This window comes from Streptomyces sp. NPDC096311, from assembly GCF_044763085.1.
Taxonomy (GTDB): domain Bacteria; phylum Actinomycetota; class Actinomycetes; order Streptomycetales; family Streptomycetaceae; genus Streptomyces.
In genome coordinates this window covers 74097-91439 of record NZ_JBIWFN010000010.1, presented here as the reverse complement: position 1 = coordinate 91439, position 17343 = coordinate 74097, and the positions used below count along the sequence as shown (strand labels likewise).

Annotated in this window: 15 protein-coding genes and 1 pseudogene; 12 read left to right on the top strand and 4 right to left on the bottom strand. The window is 70.4% G+C overall.

Annotation, left to right across the window (positions count from 1 at the left end):
* Nucleotides 1-2: 2 nt before the first annotated feature.
* Nucleotides 3-1355: an ABC transporter substrate-binding protein gene (locus ACIRA5_RS25420; RefSeq protein WP_403694004.1), complete on the bottom strand. Its 1353-nt coding sequence runs from the start codon at nucleotides 1353-1355 to the stop codon at nucleotides 3-5.
* A 347-nt stretch (nucleotides 1356-1702) separates the two neighbouring features.
* On the opposite strand from ACIRA5_RS25420, the gene ACIRA5_RS25415 reads away from it, so the two are divergent.
* From ACIRA5_RS25415 to ACIRA5_RS25385, 7 genes are all read left to right on the top strand, one after another.
* Nucleotides 1703-3109, top strand: coding sequence for an L-fuculokinase (locus ACIRA5_RS25415; protein WP_403694002.1), 1407 nt, complete (start codon nucleotides 1703-1705; stop codon nucleotides 3107-3109).
* A 160-nt stretch (nucleotides 3110-3269) separates the two neighbouring features.
* The gene (locus ACIRA5_RS25410; RefSeq protein WP_403694000.1) at nucleotides 3270-4085 is read left to right on the top strand and encodes a DeoR/GlpR family DNA-binding transcription regulator; all 816 of its coding nucleotides are present in this window, start codon (nucleotides 3270-3272) and stop codon (nucleotides 4083-4085) included.
* Nucleotides 4082-5023 carry a 1-phosphofructokinase family hexose kinase gene (locus ACIRA5_RS25405; RefSeq protein WP_403693998.1) on the top strand — a complete coding sequence of 314 codons (942 nt, stop codon included), beginning with the start codon at nucleotides 4082-4084 and terminating at the stop codon, nucleotides 5021-5023. Before ACIRA5_RS25410 ends, ACIRA5_RS25405 begins: the two co-directional genes overlap by 4 nt.
* 51 nt (nucleotides 5024-5074) lie before the next feature.
* On the top strand, nucleotides 5075-5920 hold the full coding sequence (locus ACIRA5_RS25400; RefSeq protein WP_403693996.1) for a ketose-bisphosphate aldolase: 846 nt from the start codon (nucleotides 5075-5077) through the stop codon (nucleotides 5918-5920).
* Nucleotides 5921-6020: 100 nt separating this feature from the next.
* Nucleotides 6021-6173 carry a response regulator transcription factor gene (locus ACIRA5_RS25395; RefSeq protein ID WP_403693994.1) on the top strand — a complete coding sequence of 51 codons (153 nt, stop codon included), beginning with the start codon at nucleotides 6021-6023 and terminating at the stop codon, nucleotides 6171-6173.
* Between the two features lie 70 nt (nucleotides 6174-6243).
* The gene (locus ACIRA5_RS25390) at nucleotides 6244-6669 is read left to right on the top strand and encodes a hypothetical protein (RefSeq protein ID WP_403693992.1); all 426 of its coding nucleotides are present in this window, start codon (nucleotides 6244-6246) and stop codon (nucleotides 6667-6669) included.
* 365 nt (nucleotides 6670-7034) lie between these two features.
* On the top strand, nucleotides 7035-7655 hold the full coding sequence (locus tag ACIRA5_RS25385; RefSeq protein WP_403693990.1) for an ATP-binding protein: 621 nt from the start codon (nucleotides 7035-7037) through the stop codon (nucleotides 7653-7655).
* Nucleotides 7656-7680: 25 nt separating this feature from the next.
* Here ACIRA5_RS25385 and ACIRA5_RS25380 read toward each other — a convergent pair.
* Nucleotides 7681-8505 (bottom strand): annotated as a pseudogene (locus ACIRA5_RS25380) (enolase C-terminal domain-like protein); the annotation flags it as partial.
* 280 nt (nucleotides 8506-8785) lie between these two features.
* Nucleotides 8786-9385 (bottom strand): TetR family transcriptional regulator, encoded by a 600-nt coding sequence (locus ACIRA5_RS25375; RefSeq protein WP_403693988.1) that lies wholly within the window; start codon nucleotides 9383-9385, stop codon nucleotides 8786-8788.
* 107 nt (nucleotides 9386-9492) lie between these two features.
* Here ACIRA5_RS25375 and ACIRA5_RS25370 point away from each other — a divergent pair, with 107 nt between their 5' ends.
* The 5 genes from ACIRA5_RS25370 (at nucleotide 9493) to ACIRA5_RS25350 (ending at nucleotide 16241) form a co-directional block, all read left to right on the top strand.
* Complete coding sequence (locus tag ACIRA5_RS25370; RefSeq protein WP_403693986.1) at nucleotides 9493-10992, top strand: aldehyde dehydrogenase family protein; 1500 nt, start codon at nucleotides 9493-9495, stop codon at nucleotides 10990-10992.
* Nucleotides 10993-11648: 656 nt separating this feature from the next.
* Complete coding sequence (gene xylB / locus ACIRA5_RS25365) at nucleotides 11649-13205, top strand: xylulokinase (RefSeq protein WP_403693984.1); 1557 nt, start codon at nucleotides 11649-11651, stop codon at nucleotides 13203-13205.
* Between the two features lie 4 nt (nucleotides 13206-13209).
* The gene (locus tag ACIRA5_RS25360) at nucleotides 13210-13998 is read left to right on the top strand and encodes an SDR family oxidoreductase (protein WP_403693982.1); all 789 of its coding nucleotides are present in this window, start codon (nucleotides 13210-13212) and stop codon (nucleotides 13996-13998) included.
* A 216-nt stretch (nucleotides 13999-14214) separates the two neighbouring features.
* The gene (locus tag ACIRA5_RS25355) at nucleotides 14215-14868 is read left to right on the top strand and encodes a transaldolase family protein (RefSeq protein ID WP_403693980.1); all 654 of its coding nucleotides are present in this window, start codon (nucleotides 14215-14217) and stop codon (nucleotides 14866-14868) included.
* A gap of 353 nt (nucleotides 14869-15221) precedes the next feature.
* Entirely contained in the window at nucleotides 15222-16241 is a 1020-nt protein-coding gene (locus tag ACIRA5_RS25350; protein ID WP_403693978.1) for a zinc-dependent alcohol dehydrogenase family protein, read from the top strand.
* Nucleotides 16242-16302: 61 nt separating this feature from the next.
* Here the strand turns inward: ACIRA5_RS25350 and ACIRA5_RS25345 are convergent, their stop codons facing one another.
* Nucleotides 16303-17235, bottom strand: coding sequence for a sugar-binding transcriptional regulator (locus tag ACIRA5_RS25345; protein WP_403693977.1), 933 nt, complete (start codon nucleotides 17233-17235; stop codon nucleotides 16303-16305).
* Between the last annotated feature and the right edge of the window lie 108 nt (nucleotides 17236-17343).

The window sequence follows — 17343 nt, the reverse complement described above, 5'->3', positions numbered from 1 at the left end:
AGTCAGCCCTTGCGGTACTTCGAGGCGACGTCCTCGGCGAGCTTCTGTCCCTTGTCCAGTGCCGAGCTCACCGATTCACGGCCGGCGATGGCCGCGCTGACTTCCTGGGACACCTTGGTGCCGAGGTCCGGGAACTCCGGGATGTCGACGAACTGCACACCGACGGTGGGCCGCGGCTGCACGCCGGGGTTGTTCGGGTCCGCGCTGTTGATCGCGTCTACGGTGGGCTTGGCGAAGGCGGACGCGGCCTTCACGTAGTCGGCGTTCTCGTACGTCGAGGCCCGCTTGCCGGCCGGAACCCTCGCCCAGCCGAGGTCCTTGCCCACCTGCTCCTCGTACTGCCTGCTGGAGGCCCATTCGATGAACTTGGCGGCGGCGTCCTGGTGCTTCGACGCCTTCTGGACGGCCCAGGCCCACGAGTACAGCCAGCCCGAGCTCTTGGTCTGGTCCACCGGCGCCGGGACGTAGCCGACCTTGCCCGCGACGGGCGAGCCCGTGGCCTCCACCGAGCCGGCGGCCGACGTGGCGTCGTACCACATCGCCGTCTTGCTCTGGGTGAAGCTGTTCAGGCACTCGGTGAACCCGGCCTGCGGGGCGCCGGCCTCGCCGTGCTTGCGGACCAGGTCGACGTAGAACTTCGTGGCCTTGGTGAAGCCCTCGCCGTTGACCTGGGCCTTCCAGTCCTTGGTGAACCAGGTGCCGCCCATGGTGTTGACGACCGTGGTGAGAGGCGCGAACACCTGGCCCCAGCCCGGCTGGCCACGCAGACAGATGCCCTTCGTTCCCGACTCGGAGCCGTCCGCCTTGGCGGCCAGGTCGGCGACCTGCTGCCAGGTGGGGTGGGCGGGCATGGTCAGCCCCGCCTTCTGGAAGACGTCCTTGCGGTACATGAGGAACGACGACTCGCCGTAGAAGGGCTCGGCGTAGAGCTTGCCGTCCGAACCCTTGAGCCCGGCCGCGATGGGACCCAGGATGTCGCTCTGATCGAAGGAGGCGTCCTTGGCGACGGTGCCGTCCAGCGGGGCGAGCCAGCCGTTCTTGCCGTAGATCGGGGCCTCGAAGTTGCTGATCGAAGCGACGTCGTAGGTGCCGGCCTGGCTGGAGAACTCCTGGCTGATCTTGTCGCGGACATCGTTCTCGGGCAGCACGGTGTAGTTGACCTTGATGCCGGTCTGCTTCGTGAAGTACTTCGCGGTCAGCTTCTGCAGGTCGAGCATCTGCGGGTTGTTGACCATCAGGACGTTCACGGACTTGCCGTCACTGCTGCTGGAGCTGCCGCCGGCACCGGCGCAACCGGTGGCGATCAGGGCGACGGCCGCGGAGCCGGCCACGAAGACGATTCTGCGCGATGCCATGAGAGAGACCCCTCTGTTGCGTGAGATAGGGAGGACCACGACGGCGGCGTGCGGGGTTCCGCTCTGTCGACGTCCGGCCGGTTGATCGTTACGCTGCGCAACATTTCGCTTGGAGCAACGTGTGTCGAACTTGTTAAAGCCTGTTTTTAGTTGCGTTTACGTGGGGCGTCAATGGGCTGACGGGAAGTTTTCGGATCGTTGCCTGCCCGTATCCTCCACTGCGAACATGCCTTCTGCCTGCAACGACTTCACCGAGGCCATTGACACTCCACGTAAACACAACTAAAAACAACTGATGACAAGCAAGCGCACTCACCTCACGGAGGGTGAGATCGAGAGGGACACTCATGTCACAGGCTCTGCTAGTAGGCGTGGACGTCGGCACCACGTCGTGCAAGGTCACGGTGTGCACCACTGATGGCCGCGAGGTCACGAATGCAAAGGCCGCGCTGACCTGGCAGGTGACGCACGAGGGAGTCGAGGTTGATCCGGCTGCGATCCTGGATGCGGTCGCCGCAGCCACCGGGGCCGCCCTCGCCGAGGCGCCGCCCGGTGAAGTACTGGCCGTCGGCGTGGCCAGCATGGGCGAAGCAGGTGTCCTGCTGGACCAACGGGGTGAACCGCTCGCCCCGGTGATCGCCTGGCACGACGACCGCGATCGCGCTCTGGCCGAGCGGATGGGTCGTGAGCTGGGAGAGACCGAGTTCACCGGCGCCACCGGTCTGCCCGTCATCTCGCAGTGGTCGCTCTCCAAGCATCGTTGGCTGGTCGAGCATCATTCCCACTCGGCCGGTGCCGTTCGCAGGCTCGGCATCGCCGAGTGGGTGGTCCGCGCGCTGGGCGGCGAGGAGGCGAGCGAGTACTCGCTCGCCTCTCGTACCGGCTGGCTGCGGCTGGACACCGGAGAGTGGTGGCCGGAGGCCCTGGAGTGGTCGGGGGCGCGCGCCTCACTGCTGCCTTCGCTCGTCCGAGCGGGATCCCCGCTGGGACGCGTGAACGCCTCCTGGGCTCCCGCGCGTCTGACCGGTGCCGTTCTCACCGTTGCCGGGCACGACCACCTCGCCGCCGCGGTCGGAGCCGGCGCCGTCCGCGACGGCGATCAGCTCGACTCGTGCGGTACCGCGGAGGCTCTCGTGCGCACGGTGTCGGCACCCCTGCCGCCCGATCCGGTCCGGCGCCTTGTGGAGGCCGGAGTGACGGTGGGACACCACGTTCTGCCCGGGCGGCTTTCGGTGCTCGGTGACCGGCGTGGCGGGCTGCTGATGCAGAACGTCCAGCGGTTGCTCGGCTTCGGTTCCGCGGAACTCGCCGACTTCGACGAGCGGGCGCTCGCCTGCCCCACGGGTTCGCTGACCGCCGATCTGGAGGACGACGGCAACGTGGTCCTGCGCGGCATCGGCCGGGACGCCAGTCCGGCCCAGCTCTGGCACACTGCTCTGCGCTCGGCCGCCGATCGTGCGATCCAGATGGACTCGGACATGTCCGCCGTACTCGGCGCGCACCAGCGCACGGTCATGTCCGGCGGCTGGACGCGCAGTAGAGCGGTACGCCAACTGCGCGGGGCCGCCTGGAAGGATGTGACCGTGGCTCAGGTGCAGGAAGCCGGAGGCCGCGGTGCCGCCCTGCTGGGCGGGTGCGCCGCCGGACTTTACGCGGGCCCCGAGGATCTCCCGCCTGCGCCTGTGACAGCAGCGGAACCAGCCGTCGGACATCGGCTCCTGACCGCGACCGCCATGCCTGGCAGCACCCGATGACCCGGCCACCGCAGGCAGACCGCGGCAGGGCGTTCGTCCGGCACAATCCGGTGGGTCCCACGGGCCTCATGCCGGCTCAGCACGACGAGGTGCCGACATGACGAAGTCGTCCCCTTCACCAAGGGGCCGGCCGCCGAAACCGAAAACGAAGGACTCCTATATGACCACGGACGCGATGTCGGCCCGAGAGCCCTCCGGTGCCTCGGGACGTGCGCACTACGCCGAGGAGCGCCACCAGGTTCTCGTGCAGACCGTCCGCAGCCAGGGGCGCCTGGATGCCGGAGCCATGGCGGAGCAGTTGCGCGTGTCCACGGAGACGATCCGCAAGGACCTCCTGTTCCTTGAACGGCAGGGCCTGCTGCGCCGTGTGCACGGCGGAGCGATCGCCGTCGAGGATCTGGCGTTCGAGCCGGCGGTGTCCAGCCGCACCAGCAACGAGGCGGAGAAGCGCCGTATCGCCCAGGCGGCACTGGCCGAGGTGCCCCGCGAAGGGGCTGTCTTCATAGACGCCGGTTCCACCACGACCATGCTGGCCGAGCTGTTCCCCGCCGACCGTGAGCTGACGGTCTTCACCAACACCCTGACCATCGCTCTCGCCCTGGTCAACCGCCCTCGTCTGAGCGTGCACACCCTCGGTGGCCGGGTGCGCGCCCGTACCTTCGCCGAGGTCGACAACTGGGCCGTCCGCGCCCTGTCGGAGATTCGGGTCGACGTGGCCTTCCTCGGCACCAACTCGATCTCCAGCGAACGCGGGCTGAGCACACCGGACGAGTCCGAGGCCACGGTCAAACGGCTCATGCTCGCTGCGGCGCGCCGCCGGATCCTGCTCGCCGATCACAGCAAGCACGACCGCACCAGCCTGTTCAAGTACGGCAACCTCTCCGACATCGACCTGCTCATCACCGACGACGGCCTGTCCGAACCGGACACCCGCCGTCTGGAGGCTGCTGGGCTCAAGCAGGTGATCCGCACGTGATCGTCACTCTCACCCTCAACCCCAGCGTCGACCGTACCCTCGTGGTCGAGCGGCTGGCCCACGGCGCCGTGCAACGCGCCAGCTCCGGTTGGAGCGAGCCCAGCGGCAAGGGCGTGAACGTCTCCCTCGCCCTGCGTACCCACGGCATCGCCACCCGCGCGGTACTGCCCATCGGTGGGCCCAACGGCAGACGTCTCGCAGAGATGCTGGACGAGGCCGGCATCGACCATGTGAACGTGCCCATCGCAGGCAACATCCGCACCAACGTCAGCCTCCTGGAGCCCGACGGCAAAGTCACCAAGGTCAACGAACCCGGACCGACCCTGTCGGCAGACGAGGTCGAGGCGCTGCTCGACGCCACGCTCAAAGCCGCGTCGCAGGCCTCCTGGCTGGTCGGCTCCGGAAGCCTCCCGCACGGTGCCTCCCCGGACCTGTACGCCCGGCTGGTCCACCGAGCGCACGACGCCGGCCTGCGGATCGCGATCGACAGCTCCGGACCGCCGCTCCTGGCGGCGCTGCCCGCCGGCCCCGATCTGATCAAGCCGAACGCGCACGAACTCGCGGAGGCGGCCGACATGCCCGTCACCACGGTCGGCCAGGCCGTCGACGCAGCCCGTCGCCTCCAAGAGCGAGGGGCCCGAACCATCCTGGCCAGCCTGGGAGCGGACGGCGCGCTCCTGGTCGAAGAAGACCTGGTCCAGCACGCCGAGGCGATCGTCGAAAACCCACAGAGCGCAGTCGGCGCAGGCGACGCCCTGCTGTCGGGGTTCCTCGCGGGCGGCGCTTCGGGAGGTACGGCGCTGCGAACGGCTCTGGCATGGGCGGCCACCGCACTTCAGCAGCCGGGCACCCTGCTGGGAGCCGACATCGACGAGGACAGCTTCAAGCTCGTCTTCCACGACCGCCCCCAGCTGCACCGCCAGCTGCGCGCCGACTGACATCGGGCACCGTCGCCCTATCCCTCCCCCTGACTTCCCTGGAAGGACATCATGCCCCTCACCGGTACCGGCGACATCGTGTCGACCGCCCAGGCCCGTGGTTGTGCGACAGCCGCCTTCAACATCATCCAGCTGGAGCACATCGAGGCGATCATCACCGGTGCCGAAGCCGCGGATGCACCGGTCATCCTGCAGATCAGCGAGAATGCGGTGAAGTACCACGGTGCGCTGGCTCCCCTCGCCCGGGCCGCACTGGCCGCCGGCGAGGCCGCCCGCATACCTGTGGCCATCCACCTCGACCACGTCACTCGCCTGCCCCTGGTCCAGGAGGGACTTGAGCTCGGCGTGCAGTCGGTCATGTTCGACGCCTCCACCCTCAACTACGCCGACAACGTCCAGGCCACCGCGGACGTCGTCCGTCTGTGCCACGGCCACGGGGTCTGGGTCGAGGCCGAACTCGGCGAGGTCGGCGGCAAGGACGGCGTCCACGCCCCGGGTGCCCGCACCGACCCGGCCGAAGCCGCCGCCTACGCCGCCGCCACCGGCGTGGACGCCCTGGCCGTGGCGGTCGGCACCTCCCACGCGATGCTCACCCGGGACGCCCGCCTGGACTTTGACCTCATCGAAGCCCTGCACTCAGCAGTTCCCGTCCCCCTGGTCCTGCACGGATCCTCCGGCGTGTCCGATGCCGACCTGGTCCAGGCGGTGGCACGCGGCATGACCAAGATCAACATAGCGACGCACCTCAACAACGCCTTCACCTCCGCCGTCCGTGACCACCTCACCGCGGATTCCGCCACCGTCGACACCCGCAAGTACCTCGGGGCCGGCCGCGACGCCGTGGCGGCCGAGGTCACCCGCCTTCTCGGCATCCTGCACCCCGTGCCCGCCGTATAGAGACCCCCCAAGACCCCGGTGCGGGCGGTACCGCCTTGAGCCCTGACCGCCGCCCGCACCGGTTCGGCTCACCGTCCGCCCGGCGACGCCCACCTGCCCGTTGACACGCCGGGAAGGCGAAGTGGCGGGCCTGGTCGCCGAAGGTCTGAGCAACCGGAGGATCGCCGCCGAGCTCGTGCTGTCGCCGCTCACCGTCGACCGTCATGTCGAGAACATCCGCGCGAAGCTCGGCCTCACCAGGGAGCAGATGTGACCACTGGCGTCATCGACACAAGTCCTCCAAGAAGCGCGCGGCCGCAGACGCGCATCGCCTCGCCGGCGCGGTGCCGGCCGGGCTGATCCTCGCGCTGCTGAGCCCGTTCGGAGTCACCAAGGCGCACGCGACCAACACGACGGGCGGTGACGTCCTGTGGACGCTGGACGGCGGGCCGAACGCCTACCGAAGCATGATCAAATCGGTCCGCTACCAGGCCAGGCAACAGCAGATCTACGGCTCGGGCCCGACACAGGTGTGGACCACCAGACCCACGGACACCGGCAACGTCAGCAACAACTACTTCACCCTCCGCCTGGGCACCACGCAGTCCCTCACCGACGCGTTCCTCGTCATCAGGCGCCATGACCTCTACGTCCAGGTCTTCTACCAGCCCAGCACCAGGGCCTACCGCTACTTCAGCGACGCGGCCCACCGGGCCAGACCGTTCCGGGCGAGGGGTACAAGTTCGACGACTCCGACGTCGGTCTCGTGAAGAACTGGCAGGCGACGGCAACAACCTCCAGCAGCGCCTCCATGACGCGCACACCGCCCCCCTGCGCGACATCGGGCGGTGCCACCTGAGCACGGTCGCCTCCGAGGCCGCTCTCCTCGTCCTGGTACTGGTCTGGATCCGATGTATCCCCGAGCCGTCGGGCGGCGCCTCCATGGACGCCGCCCGACGGCCTCGGCGATTTTTACGCCGGTAACCCCTTGACACTCCAACGAAACACACTTAAAACCAATTAAAGGCAACTTTATGTGCATCTGTTCACAGAAATGGCATCCCGCGGTCGCTTCCCGCACCCCTCTGCAGGTGGCGGCGCGTTCACATCCCTCCCAGACCGGGAAGCGCCTCCCATGACCCCCACCAGCGCAATCTCCGCGCCGGGCATCCCGCACCCCACGGCGCTCGGTGACCCTCTCGGCAGGCAGCATCGCCGTCCGGCCCCGGCAGCACCTCGCACCTCCGCGGCGACCGAGGCGTGTCACGCCGTCGTCGCCGTGCCGGCCGACGCGAGTCGGATCCGTGACGTCCGGCGCTACATCTCGGCCGTGCTGGCGCAGTGGGGACTGGCGGACGACGACCTCGACTCCTGCGTCCTCATCGTCGCTGAACTCGCGAACAACTCCGCCCAGCACGGGCGATCCGACCTCACGGTGTTCCTCTCCCTGCGAGATCACACCCTCCACATCGACGTCGCGGACCGTGGCGCGGACGTGGAACGGCCCTCCTGGAGCCGCCCGCCGTCCACCAGCGGCGAGCACGGCCGCGGGCTGGGCATCGTGCAGGCGCTCTCGGACGAGTGCGATATACGCCGGCAGCCGTCCGGCTGGCGAACCCGGGCCCGCCTGCGCCTCGTCCCTGCCGGCCGGCAGCGCCATCCGGCCGGGTTCGGCTTCCCGGGCCTGGCCGAGGCGAACGCGCCGTCCGCACCGGGACCCGCCATGCGATCCCCGGGTCTGCTCCAGGGCGACTGACCGAGGGGCGAGAGTGTGCGGCGGCTCAGAGGGTCGCCCGCCCGCTCCAGACGGGGCCGTCGGGGTAGCGGTGGGCCGCGAGGGAGTCCGGGCGCAGTTCGGCGCCGATGCCGGGGGCGGTCGGTGCGGGGTAGCGGCCTTCATGGTTCCGTACGGGGTCGGTGAAGTGCTCGTGCAGGTGGTCGACGTACTCGGTCACGCGGTTGTCGGTGGTGGTGCTGACGGCCACGAAGTCGAACATCGCCAGGTGCTGCACCATCTCGCACAGTCCGACCCCGTCGGCGTGCGGGCAGACCGGGACGCCGAAATTGGCGGCCGGCAGGAGGATGGCGACGTTCTCGGTGACGCCGGCGGTGCGGCCGGCGTCGAGTTGCAGGATGTCGAGTGCGTCCGCCTGGAGGAGCTGCTTGAACATCACCTGGTTGTGGGTGTGTTCGCCGGTGGCCACCTTGATGGGTGCCAGTGCTCTGCGGATGGCGGCGTGTCCGAGGATGTCGTCCGGTGAGGTGGGTTCCTCGATCCAGTACGGGTCGTAGGGTGCGAGTGCGGCCGTGCGGTCGATGGCCTGCTGGACTCCCCACTCCTGGTTGGCGTCGAGGGCGATCCTGATGTCCGGTCCTACCGCCTCGCGGGCCAGCCGTAGGCGGCGCCGGTCGTCCTCGGGGGCGGCGCCGACCCTCGGTTTGATCTGGCCGAATCCCTCGGCGACCGCCGCCTTGGCCCGCCGTACCAGCTTCGTGTCGTCGTAGCCGAGCCAGCCGGGGGTGGTGGTGTATGCCGGATAGCCGTGCTCCAGGAGGTAGGCGGTGCGTTCGGCGCGGCCGGGTTCGGCCCGCTGCAGGATGGCCAGGCCGGGGGAGACACATCTCCTGGCGCCGTCGCTGGAGGTCCGCGGGTCGACCGGACCGGCACCACGACCAGGCGGTCGCCGGCGCGCGCCGCGATTAGGGGTGCCTCGAAGTTCGTAACGTATCCGCATCGGCAGTTCACCGGTGGCCCGCCGGTGACGCCTCGCTCTCAACTGTCCGAAGCCGGCCTCGTCATGGAGACCCCGCCGTGGCCGGCGCCGCTGTCCGCCGCATGGCGCAGCCGGACGGCGGGCGGTGGCTGAGCGAGTTCGCCGGGCCGGGTCACCGCGCCATCTCCGAGCGCACTGCGACGAATGCCTGATCCAGGTGGTCGGCAAGGGAACCGCGAGATTCCGCGCCGCTCCAGGCCTCCAAGGTGAGGCGCAGTGTGCCGATACCGACCATGGCGATGAGCCGGAGCGCCCGCTGTCGCTCCGGGTCCGGCCACCGCTCCGCCAGGGCGGCGGCGACGATCCGTTCCTGGCGCTCGTAATGGGCCTTCTTGCGGGAGCGCAGCGTCTCGGTGGAGCGCATCAGGCGGTCGATGGCGAGCGCTTCATCCGTCTCGTAGCGAGCGGACAGCCGGGCGAGCCCCTGGCGCACGACGGACAACGGTGTGTCCAGGGGTGGTTGTTCGCCGAGTGCGGTGCGCAGGGCGTCCTCCAGGCCGCCTTCCCAGGTTTCGAGAACGGCGTCCTTCGAGTCGAAGTAGTGGAAGAAGGTCCGGCGGGAGACGTCGGCGGCGGCCGCGATCATGTCCAGTGTCGTGGCGTCGAAGCCGTTGGCGAGGAAGAGCCGCATGCCGACCTCGGCGATACGCCGGCGTGTCTCCCGCCGCTTCCGCTCGCGCAGGCCCTCAGGGGCGGCCTCCTCGTCCGTCATGGATCTGATCATACCTTCGTTGCGCGCGATGCAAGCATGCACTCTTTGCGAACTTGCACTCAGTGCAGTAAATTTCCTCAAGTCACTCCTCTCGAAGGGACTGCGCAATGACTATGACGATCCAGGAAACCGGCGTCCGGGGTGCGGGCGACCAGCTGATGTTGATCGGGGGAGAGCGGGTTCCCGCGCTGTCGGGCAGGACGATCGACGTCTACGACCCGAGCACCGGCGCACCGATCGGTACGACGCCGTACGGCGAGTCGGCCGATGTCGACCGCGCCGTCGCCGCTGCCGAGCGTTCGTTCGGCGAGCGGGTCTGGCAGGGCCTGTCCGGCGCCGCCCGGCAGAAGATCATGCTGCGCGCCGCCGACTTCATCGAGCACCACGCGGCAGAGCTGGCCGCGCTGGAGTCGCTGAACAACGGCATGGTCATATCCATGGCGAACGCCCTGTTCATGACCGCCGCCGAGACGATCCGCTACTACGCGGGCTGGGCGACCAAGCTGTACGGCGTCACGAGTGAGATCTCCTCGCCCGAGGCGCAGTTCCATGCCTACACGCTGCGCGAGCCGGTCGGCGTGTGCGCGCTGATCATCCCGTGGAACGCGCCGAGCACGCTGACCGTGCAGAAGCTGGGGCCCGCCCTGGCGGCCGGCTGCTCCGTGGTCGTCAAGCCGTCCGAGGAGACACCGTTCACCGCGCTGCGGCTGGCGGAACTCTTCGAGGAAGCCGGCGTCCCGAGGGGCGTCATCAACGTCGTGACTGGGTACGGCGGGACCGCGGGCGCCGCGCTGGCCGCGCACGACAAGGTGGCGAAGATCGCGTTCACCGGGTCGACCGAGGTCGGCAAGATGATCGTCAAGGCGGCGGCCGGCAACCTCAAGAAGGTCACTCTGGAGCTCGGCGGGAAGTCTCCCGTCATCGTCTTCGACGACGCCGATCTCGAAGCCGCGATCGCGGGCGCGGCCAACGCCATTTTCATGCACTCCGGCCAGATCTGCGCCGCGGGTTCCCGGCTCTACGTCCAGCGCTCGGTCTTCGACAAGGTCGTGGGCGGTGTCGCGGAGATCGCCAAGGGCCTGAAGCTGGGCCCCGGCTCCGATCCCACGACCCAGATCGGACCGATCGTGTCGAAGAAGCAGCTCGACCGTGTCATGTCCCTCATCGCCAGCGGCATCGAGGAGGGCGCCGAGCTGATCACCGGCGGCGAGCGAGTCGGCGACCAGGGCTACTACGTACAGCCCACGATCCTGGCCGACCCGAACCCCGGCGCCCGCGTCCTCAAGGAGGAGATCTTCGGCCCGGTGCTGACCGCTGTCCCCTTCGACGACATCGACGAGGTGGTCGCCATGGCCAACGACACCACCTACGGACTCGCCGCGGCGATCTGGACCAAGGACATCGGCAAGTCCCACCTCATCGCCAAGAAACTCCAGGCCGGCTTCGTCTGGCTGAACTGCCACTACGTTCTCGACAACTCCCTGCCCGCCGGCGGCTACAAGCAGTCCGGCTGGGGCCGCGAGCTGGGTGCGGAGGGCCTGGAACCCTACCTGCAGACCAAGTCCGTCTTCGCCGCGCTCACCCGGCCGCCGTTCCTCACGGACTGAGCACCGCGCAACAGGGGCGGGGGGGGGGGGGGGGGGGGGGGGGGGGGGGGCCGGGCGGGCGCCCCCCCCCCCCCCGCCCCCCCCCCCCCCCCCCCCCCCCCCCCCCCCCCCCCCGCCCGGGCCGGCGCCCCCCCCCCGGCGGCGCGCCACGCCGTCGCGCCCCGCCCCCCGCGGGGGGGGGGGGGCCCGGCGCCCCCCCCCCCGGGGGGGGGGGCGCCCCCCCCCCGCCGCTGACCGTCCACGCCCCGGGGCGCCTCGCCGGCACGGTCTGATGTTCACAAGGCGCCCCCGGCCATGGCGACGACCCCGCCCCCGCCTCCGGCCGCGGCGCCCGCACGAGCCGCCTTCGATGGCGTGGACGCGGATCGGGCGTCATGGCCGCCGTGAGACCGGGCGTGTGGCTCCGCGAGCCGGCCGGTCTTCCGCCTTCGGCGCTCCCTTCGCCGCCGGCTCCGGCCGGGCCTGCCCGCAGCCCGGCGCGCCGGGACGCCCAGGCGCCCGGGGTGGTCTCGCCGACCGCTGCCGAGCGCCCCGCGTGACCGGATCCGGGCGACGCCTCGTCGTGTGACGTGGGTGTTGACTGCGCGCTGCTCGATACCGCATCGTACGATACGCATACGAGCGAGTTTTGCTCATAGGAGCACGAGGAGTCTGCGTTGGCGATATGGCTCGGCCTGGATCTCGGTACGTCCGGCGTGCGCGCGCTGCTCCTCGACGGCTCCGGCAAGCCGCTCGGCTCGGCATCCGGTCCCTACCAGCTGTCCTCGCCGCGGGCGGGGTGGTGCGAGCAGGATCCCGGTGCGTGGTGGGACGCCGTCGCCGGTGCGGTGCGCGCGGCCGTCCGGAGCGCTCGCATCAGCCCGGAGGACGTCACGGGCATCGGGGTGACGGGGCAGATGCACGGGCTCGTGCTCGTGGACGGGCTGGGCGCAGTGCTCCGGCCGGCGATCATCTGGCCGGACCGGCGCTGCGTGCCCCAACTGCGGGGGCTGGACTCCGCGCTCGCGGCGGACGCCGTCCGCGCGGTGACGGGAACAGCAGCCTCGACCGGGCTGCTCGGGCCGAACCTGGCATGGGTACGGCAGCACGAACCCGAGATCTATGCGGGCAGCCGCTGCGCACTGTTGCCGAAGGACTATCTGCGGTACCTGCTGACGGGCCAGGTCCACACGGAGCCTTCCGATGCCTGCGGCACCCTGCTGTTCGACATTCAGCGGCGTGCGTGGTCGCCGCGCATGGCCGACGCCCTCGGCGTCGACCTCGACAAACTGCCGCCGGTCGTGGACAGCGCCACCGTGGTCGGCGGGATCACGGCCGCGGCCGCCGACGCGCTCGGGCTTCGCGCCGGGACACCGGTGGTCGCGGGCGCCAGTGATCAGGCCACCTCGGCTCTCGCTCTCGGTCTGACCCGGCCGGGGGACACCTCCATAGCGATCAGCAGCGGAGGCACCGTGGTCCAGGCCGCGACCGCGCCGCCCGACAACCCGCCGGCCGGGGTGCACACCCTCTGTGCCGCCAGCGGCGGCTACCTGCTCATGGGAGCCACGCTCACGGCGGGCCTGGCCCTGAAGTGGCTGGCCGACACCATGACAGCACCACTCCCCGACGCACAGCCGGACAGCGCGCACCTGGTGAAGGACGACATCGTGGGGCAGTTGGCGCGTGCGGCCGAGGCCGTCCCGCCCGGCGCCGAAGGGCTGCTGTTCCTGCCGTATCTGGCCGGTGAACGCACGCCTCATATGGATGCCGCGGCGCGCGGCTGCTTCCTCGGCCTCACCCTTGACCACCGCGCCGGCCATCTGGCCCGCGCGGTCATGGAGGGCGTCGCGTTCGCGCTGACGGACTGCCTGGACACCGTGAGCGCGGCGGGAACCGTGCCGCGCTCCGTCGTCGCCGGCGGCGGCGGACTGCGCAGCCCCTTGTGGCGGCAGATCCTCGCGGACGTCATCGGCGTACCCGTGCGCGTGACCGATGTCGATGAGCACAGCGCGACCGGAGCGGCACTGCTGGCCGCTGAGGGGATCGGCCGCGGGAACGGTGCCTTCGCTCCCGCCGAGCCCCGCACGATCGACGTCGTCGAGCCCACGAGCCCTTCGGCCTACACCGCGCACCTCGCGATGTTCCGACGCGCCTACCGCGAACTGGCGCCGACCTTGCGCGCGCTCACCGGAGAGGCACTGGCAGATGCGACCACAACCACCACCTGGGAGTGAACCCATGAGCGCGCCCACCGCGAAGTCCGCGATGGTCACCGGCGCCGCCCGCGGCATCGGCAGGGCGATCGCGCTGCGACTCGCCCTGGACGGCTTCGCCGTCACCGTCACCGACCTGCCGTCCGCCCAGGACGCGGCCGATCAGGTCGTCCACGACATCGTCCAGGCCGGTGGCACCGCTCGCTGCGCCGTAGTGGACGTGGCGGTCCTGTCGGATGTCGAGGCTGCCGCCGCGGCGCACGCCGAAGCCTACGAAGGCATTGACGTCATGGTCGCCAACGCCGGGGTCGCGATCACCGCACCGCTGCTGGAGACCACGCCCGAGCAGTGGCGCCAGACCATGGAGGTGAACCTCGCGGGGGTCTTCCACTGCTACCGGGCGGCAGCCCGGCGGATGATCGACCAGGGCACCGGGGGACGGCTCATCGGGGCCGCCTCGGTCTCTTCCCACCGGGGCGGGAAGTGGCAGGGGGCATACGCGGCGTCGAAGTTCGGTGTCCGGGGCCTCACCCAGTCCGTCGCCCAGGAACTCGCCCCGCACGGCATCACGGCCAACGTCTACAGCCCCGGGGTCGTCCATACGCCGATGTGGGATTCCATCGACGACGCCATGACCCGTCGCCTCGGCCAGCCCACCGGTACCGCGATGCAGGCGATGATCGAGGCCATCCCGCTCGGGCGGCTCGAAACGCCGACCGACGTCGCCGGCGTGGTCTCCTTCCTCGCCTCGCCCGACGCCGCCTACATCACCGGTCAGTCGATCGTGGTCGACGGCGGCATGTGGTTCTCCTAGGACCTGTCCGGCCGATCATGCCGCAGGCGCGGGGTGTGGCACGCACTCCCCCACTGCCTTAAGGGCGCGGGGACCCCCATCGCTTCGACGCCCTCCTCCGCCTTGCAGCTGCACGCACCACACCCCGCTCACCGGCACCCATCAGCCCCGCCACTTTCCTACGACTTGATCCGCCGGACAGGTCCTGGTCCGACCAACTCATGAGGTACACCGCTCGTGCATCTTTACGTCGACACCGCCGACCGACATGCCGCCGAGGCGCTGCTGGCCACCGGAGTGTTCACCGGTCTCACCACCAACCCGACGATCCTTCAGCGCGCCTCCCGCGGCGTCGCCGACATCCCGGACATCTACCGCTGGGCCACCGCCGCCGGCGCCCGGGAGGTGTTCTTCCAGGCCTGGGGCCAGGACACGCCGACGCTGGTCGAACGCGGCAGGGCACTGCGCGGGCTCGGTGACGAGGTGGTGGTCAAACTCGTCGCCACCCGCGCCGGCACGGCCGCCTGTACGCAGCTCGTCGCCGAGGGGATCCCGACCCTGCTGACCGCCGTGTACAACCCCGGCCAGGCCCTGGTCGCCGCGGCCGCGGGCGCCACCTACATCGCGCCCTACCTGCGCCGTCTCACGGCCGAGGGACGGGACGGCCCCGCGGATGTGCTGGCCATGCACCAGGTCCTCGCCGCCACCGCAAGCCGCACCAAGGTGCTGCTGGCGAGCATCCCGGACGTGCCGTCGATGGTGACCCTGGCCCGTCAGGGTGTCGACTGCTTCACCATGGCGCCGATCGTCGCCGAACAGCTCTTCACCGATGAGCTGACCGCCGAAGCGGCGGCGACCTTCGAGGACGCGGTGCGGGAGACGTCCAGGTGAGTGCCGTACCCGCCGCGGTGCCGGCCGTCGTCGTCGCGGGAGACGCGCTCGTCGACCTCACCCCGACGTCGAGCGTCCACGGCACCGCCGCGTACGAGCCGCACCCCGGCGGGTCGTGCCTCAACGTGGCCGTCGGCCTGGGGCGTCTTGACGTTCCGGTGGCCCTGCTGGCCAGCGTCCGGCGCCCTCGCCCACCTGCACCAGCACGGCCTGCTCGGACGCGAGACGCTTCGGGCTCTGGACGGCCAGGCGCTGACCGGTCTGCTGCGCGGGGCGTCCCTCGTCGCCGCCGACACCTGCACCCGCCCCGGAGCCGACCCGCCCCGTCACCATTCACGCAGAGGAGAAACCCAGTGAAGGCAGTCGTCTACAGCGCCCCCCGTGAGTTCGCCGTCCGGGATGTTCCCACCCCGGAGCCGGGCCCTCGCGAGGTCAGGGTCAAGGTCACCCAGACCGGGGTGTGCGGAACGGACCTCCATCTGCACGAGGGCCAGTTCCTGGCCGCCTACCCCATGATCCCGGGCCATGAGACCGTCGGAGTGGTCGACTGCCTGGGCCACCGGGCGGAAGGCTTCCAGCTGGGAGAGCAGGTGGTCATCAACCCCAACACGAGCTGCGGGAACTGCCCGTTCTGCCGCGAGGGCCGCCCGCTGATGTGCGAACACATCAAAGGGATGGGCTCGAACCGTCCCGGTGGGTTCGCCGAGTACGTCGTCGCGCCCGTCGAGTCGGTCTTCTCGGCCGAGGGCATGCACCCCGACCTCGCGGTGTTCACCGAGCCGGCGGCGTGCGCGATGCACGGCGTGGACGTGGTGCGCCCCACGCCCGGAAGCAAGGCCCTCGTCCTCGGCGCCGGGCCGACCGGGCTGCTGCTGGCTCAGCTCCTCGGCAGCTCCGGTGCCGCTCATGTGACCGTGGCCGCGCCGGTGGACTTCCAGCTGAAGACCGCGACGGCGCTGGGCGTGGACGCGACCTACGAGATGGACCGCGGCCGGCTGGCGGGCGATGTCGCCGACCTGCTCGCACTCAGCGGCGGCGGTGGGTACGACATCGTCGTCGACGCCACCGGCGTCGCCAGGGTGAGCGAGGCGACGGTGGCACTGACGCGCAACGGCGGAACCGCCCTCCTCTACGGCGTCGCGGACGAGAACGACCGTATCCAGGTCTCGCCGTACGAGATCTTCAGGCGAGAGCTGACGATCAAGGGATCCTTCGCGGAGATCGACTCGTTCCCGGCGGCCCTCGCCGCACTGCGCTCGGGCCGTGCGCGAACCGACGACCTCATCACGCATCGCTTCCCCCTCGACGACTACGGCCTCGCGCTGGAGACGGTGCGCGGCGGTGCGGCGCACAAAGTCGTCATCACCCTCTGAACGGCGCCGGTGGGCAGGCGCGGCCGGGCCCGCGAGGCCCGGCCGTCGCTCCGGCCGTCCGTCACCGGTCGAGCAGGGCGGCGGCCGCGTCGCTGTCGGTGACGAGCACCGAGACGAGCGAGCTGCGCAACGCCGCCGCGATGGCCCCCGCCTTGTCGGCGCCGCTGGCCACCGCCAGCACCGTCGGCACCTTGCGGAGCTCCTCCAGGGTGATCCCGATGGTGCGTGAATTGAGCTCCGACTCCACCGGGCTGCCGTCGGCGTCCAGCACGAGGCCGCAGATGTCGGCCTCCGCGCCCGCCCGCCGCAGGGCCGCCCGTTCCGGCTCGGTCACCTCCTGATGGAGGGACGAGCGGGGGGGATTCCACGATCCGATGCCGACGAGCGCGACCGTGACGTCGGCGAAGCGCGCGATGGTGTCCGACAGGCTCGGATCGGAGCGCAGCGCGGCCGCCGTCCGCGCCGAGCGGACCAACAGCGGCGCGTGCAGCGGGAACGCGCGGCCGCCGGACTTGGCGGTGAGGCGCCGCACGAGCTCGGATCCGCTGACATCGAGTCCGGCGGCACGCACGCCGCCGACCATCTGCACGATGTCCACCGGCCGCAGCTCGGTCACCGCGTTGACGACGCTGGTGAGGCTGGCGCCCCATGACATGCCGAGCACGTCCCTGCCGTCGAGGATGCTCCTGAGGTAGTCGGCGCCCGCCGTACCGATGAGCGAGCCGGTGGATTCGGGTGCGGACGGCACCGTGCGCACCACGAGGGCACGTGAGATGCCGTAGGCGCGGGCGAGTTCCTCGCCGAGCGGCAGGTCGATGTCGGCGGGCATGTCCACGTAGATGCGGACGATCCCGCTCGCCAGGGCGTCGTCCAGCAGGCGTGCGACCTTGAACCGGGAGAGGCCGAGCTCGTCGCCGATCTCCCTCTTCTGCATGCCGTCGATGTAGTACCGGCGCGCGACGATCGCCGCCTCAAGTGACACCGCCGGACGCACACGATGCTCATCCGCGGGGTCCTGCGAACCCGCGGAACGCTGAGAAACCAACGCCACCTCCTCTTCCTGCGGAGGTCCGTCGGCCCTCCGTGCGGCCCAGTGTACGTT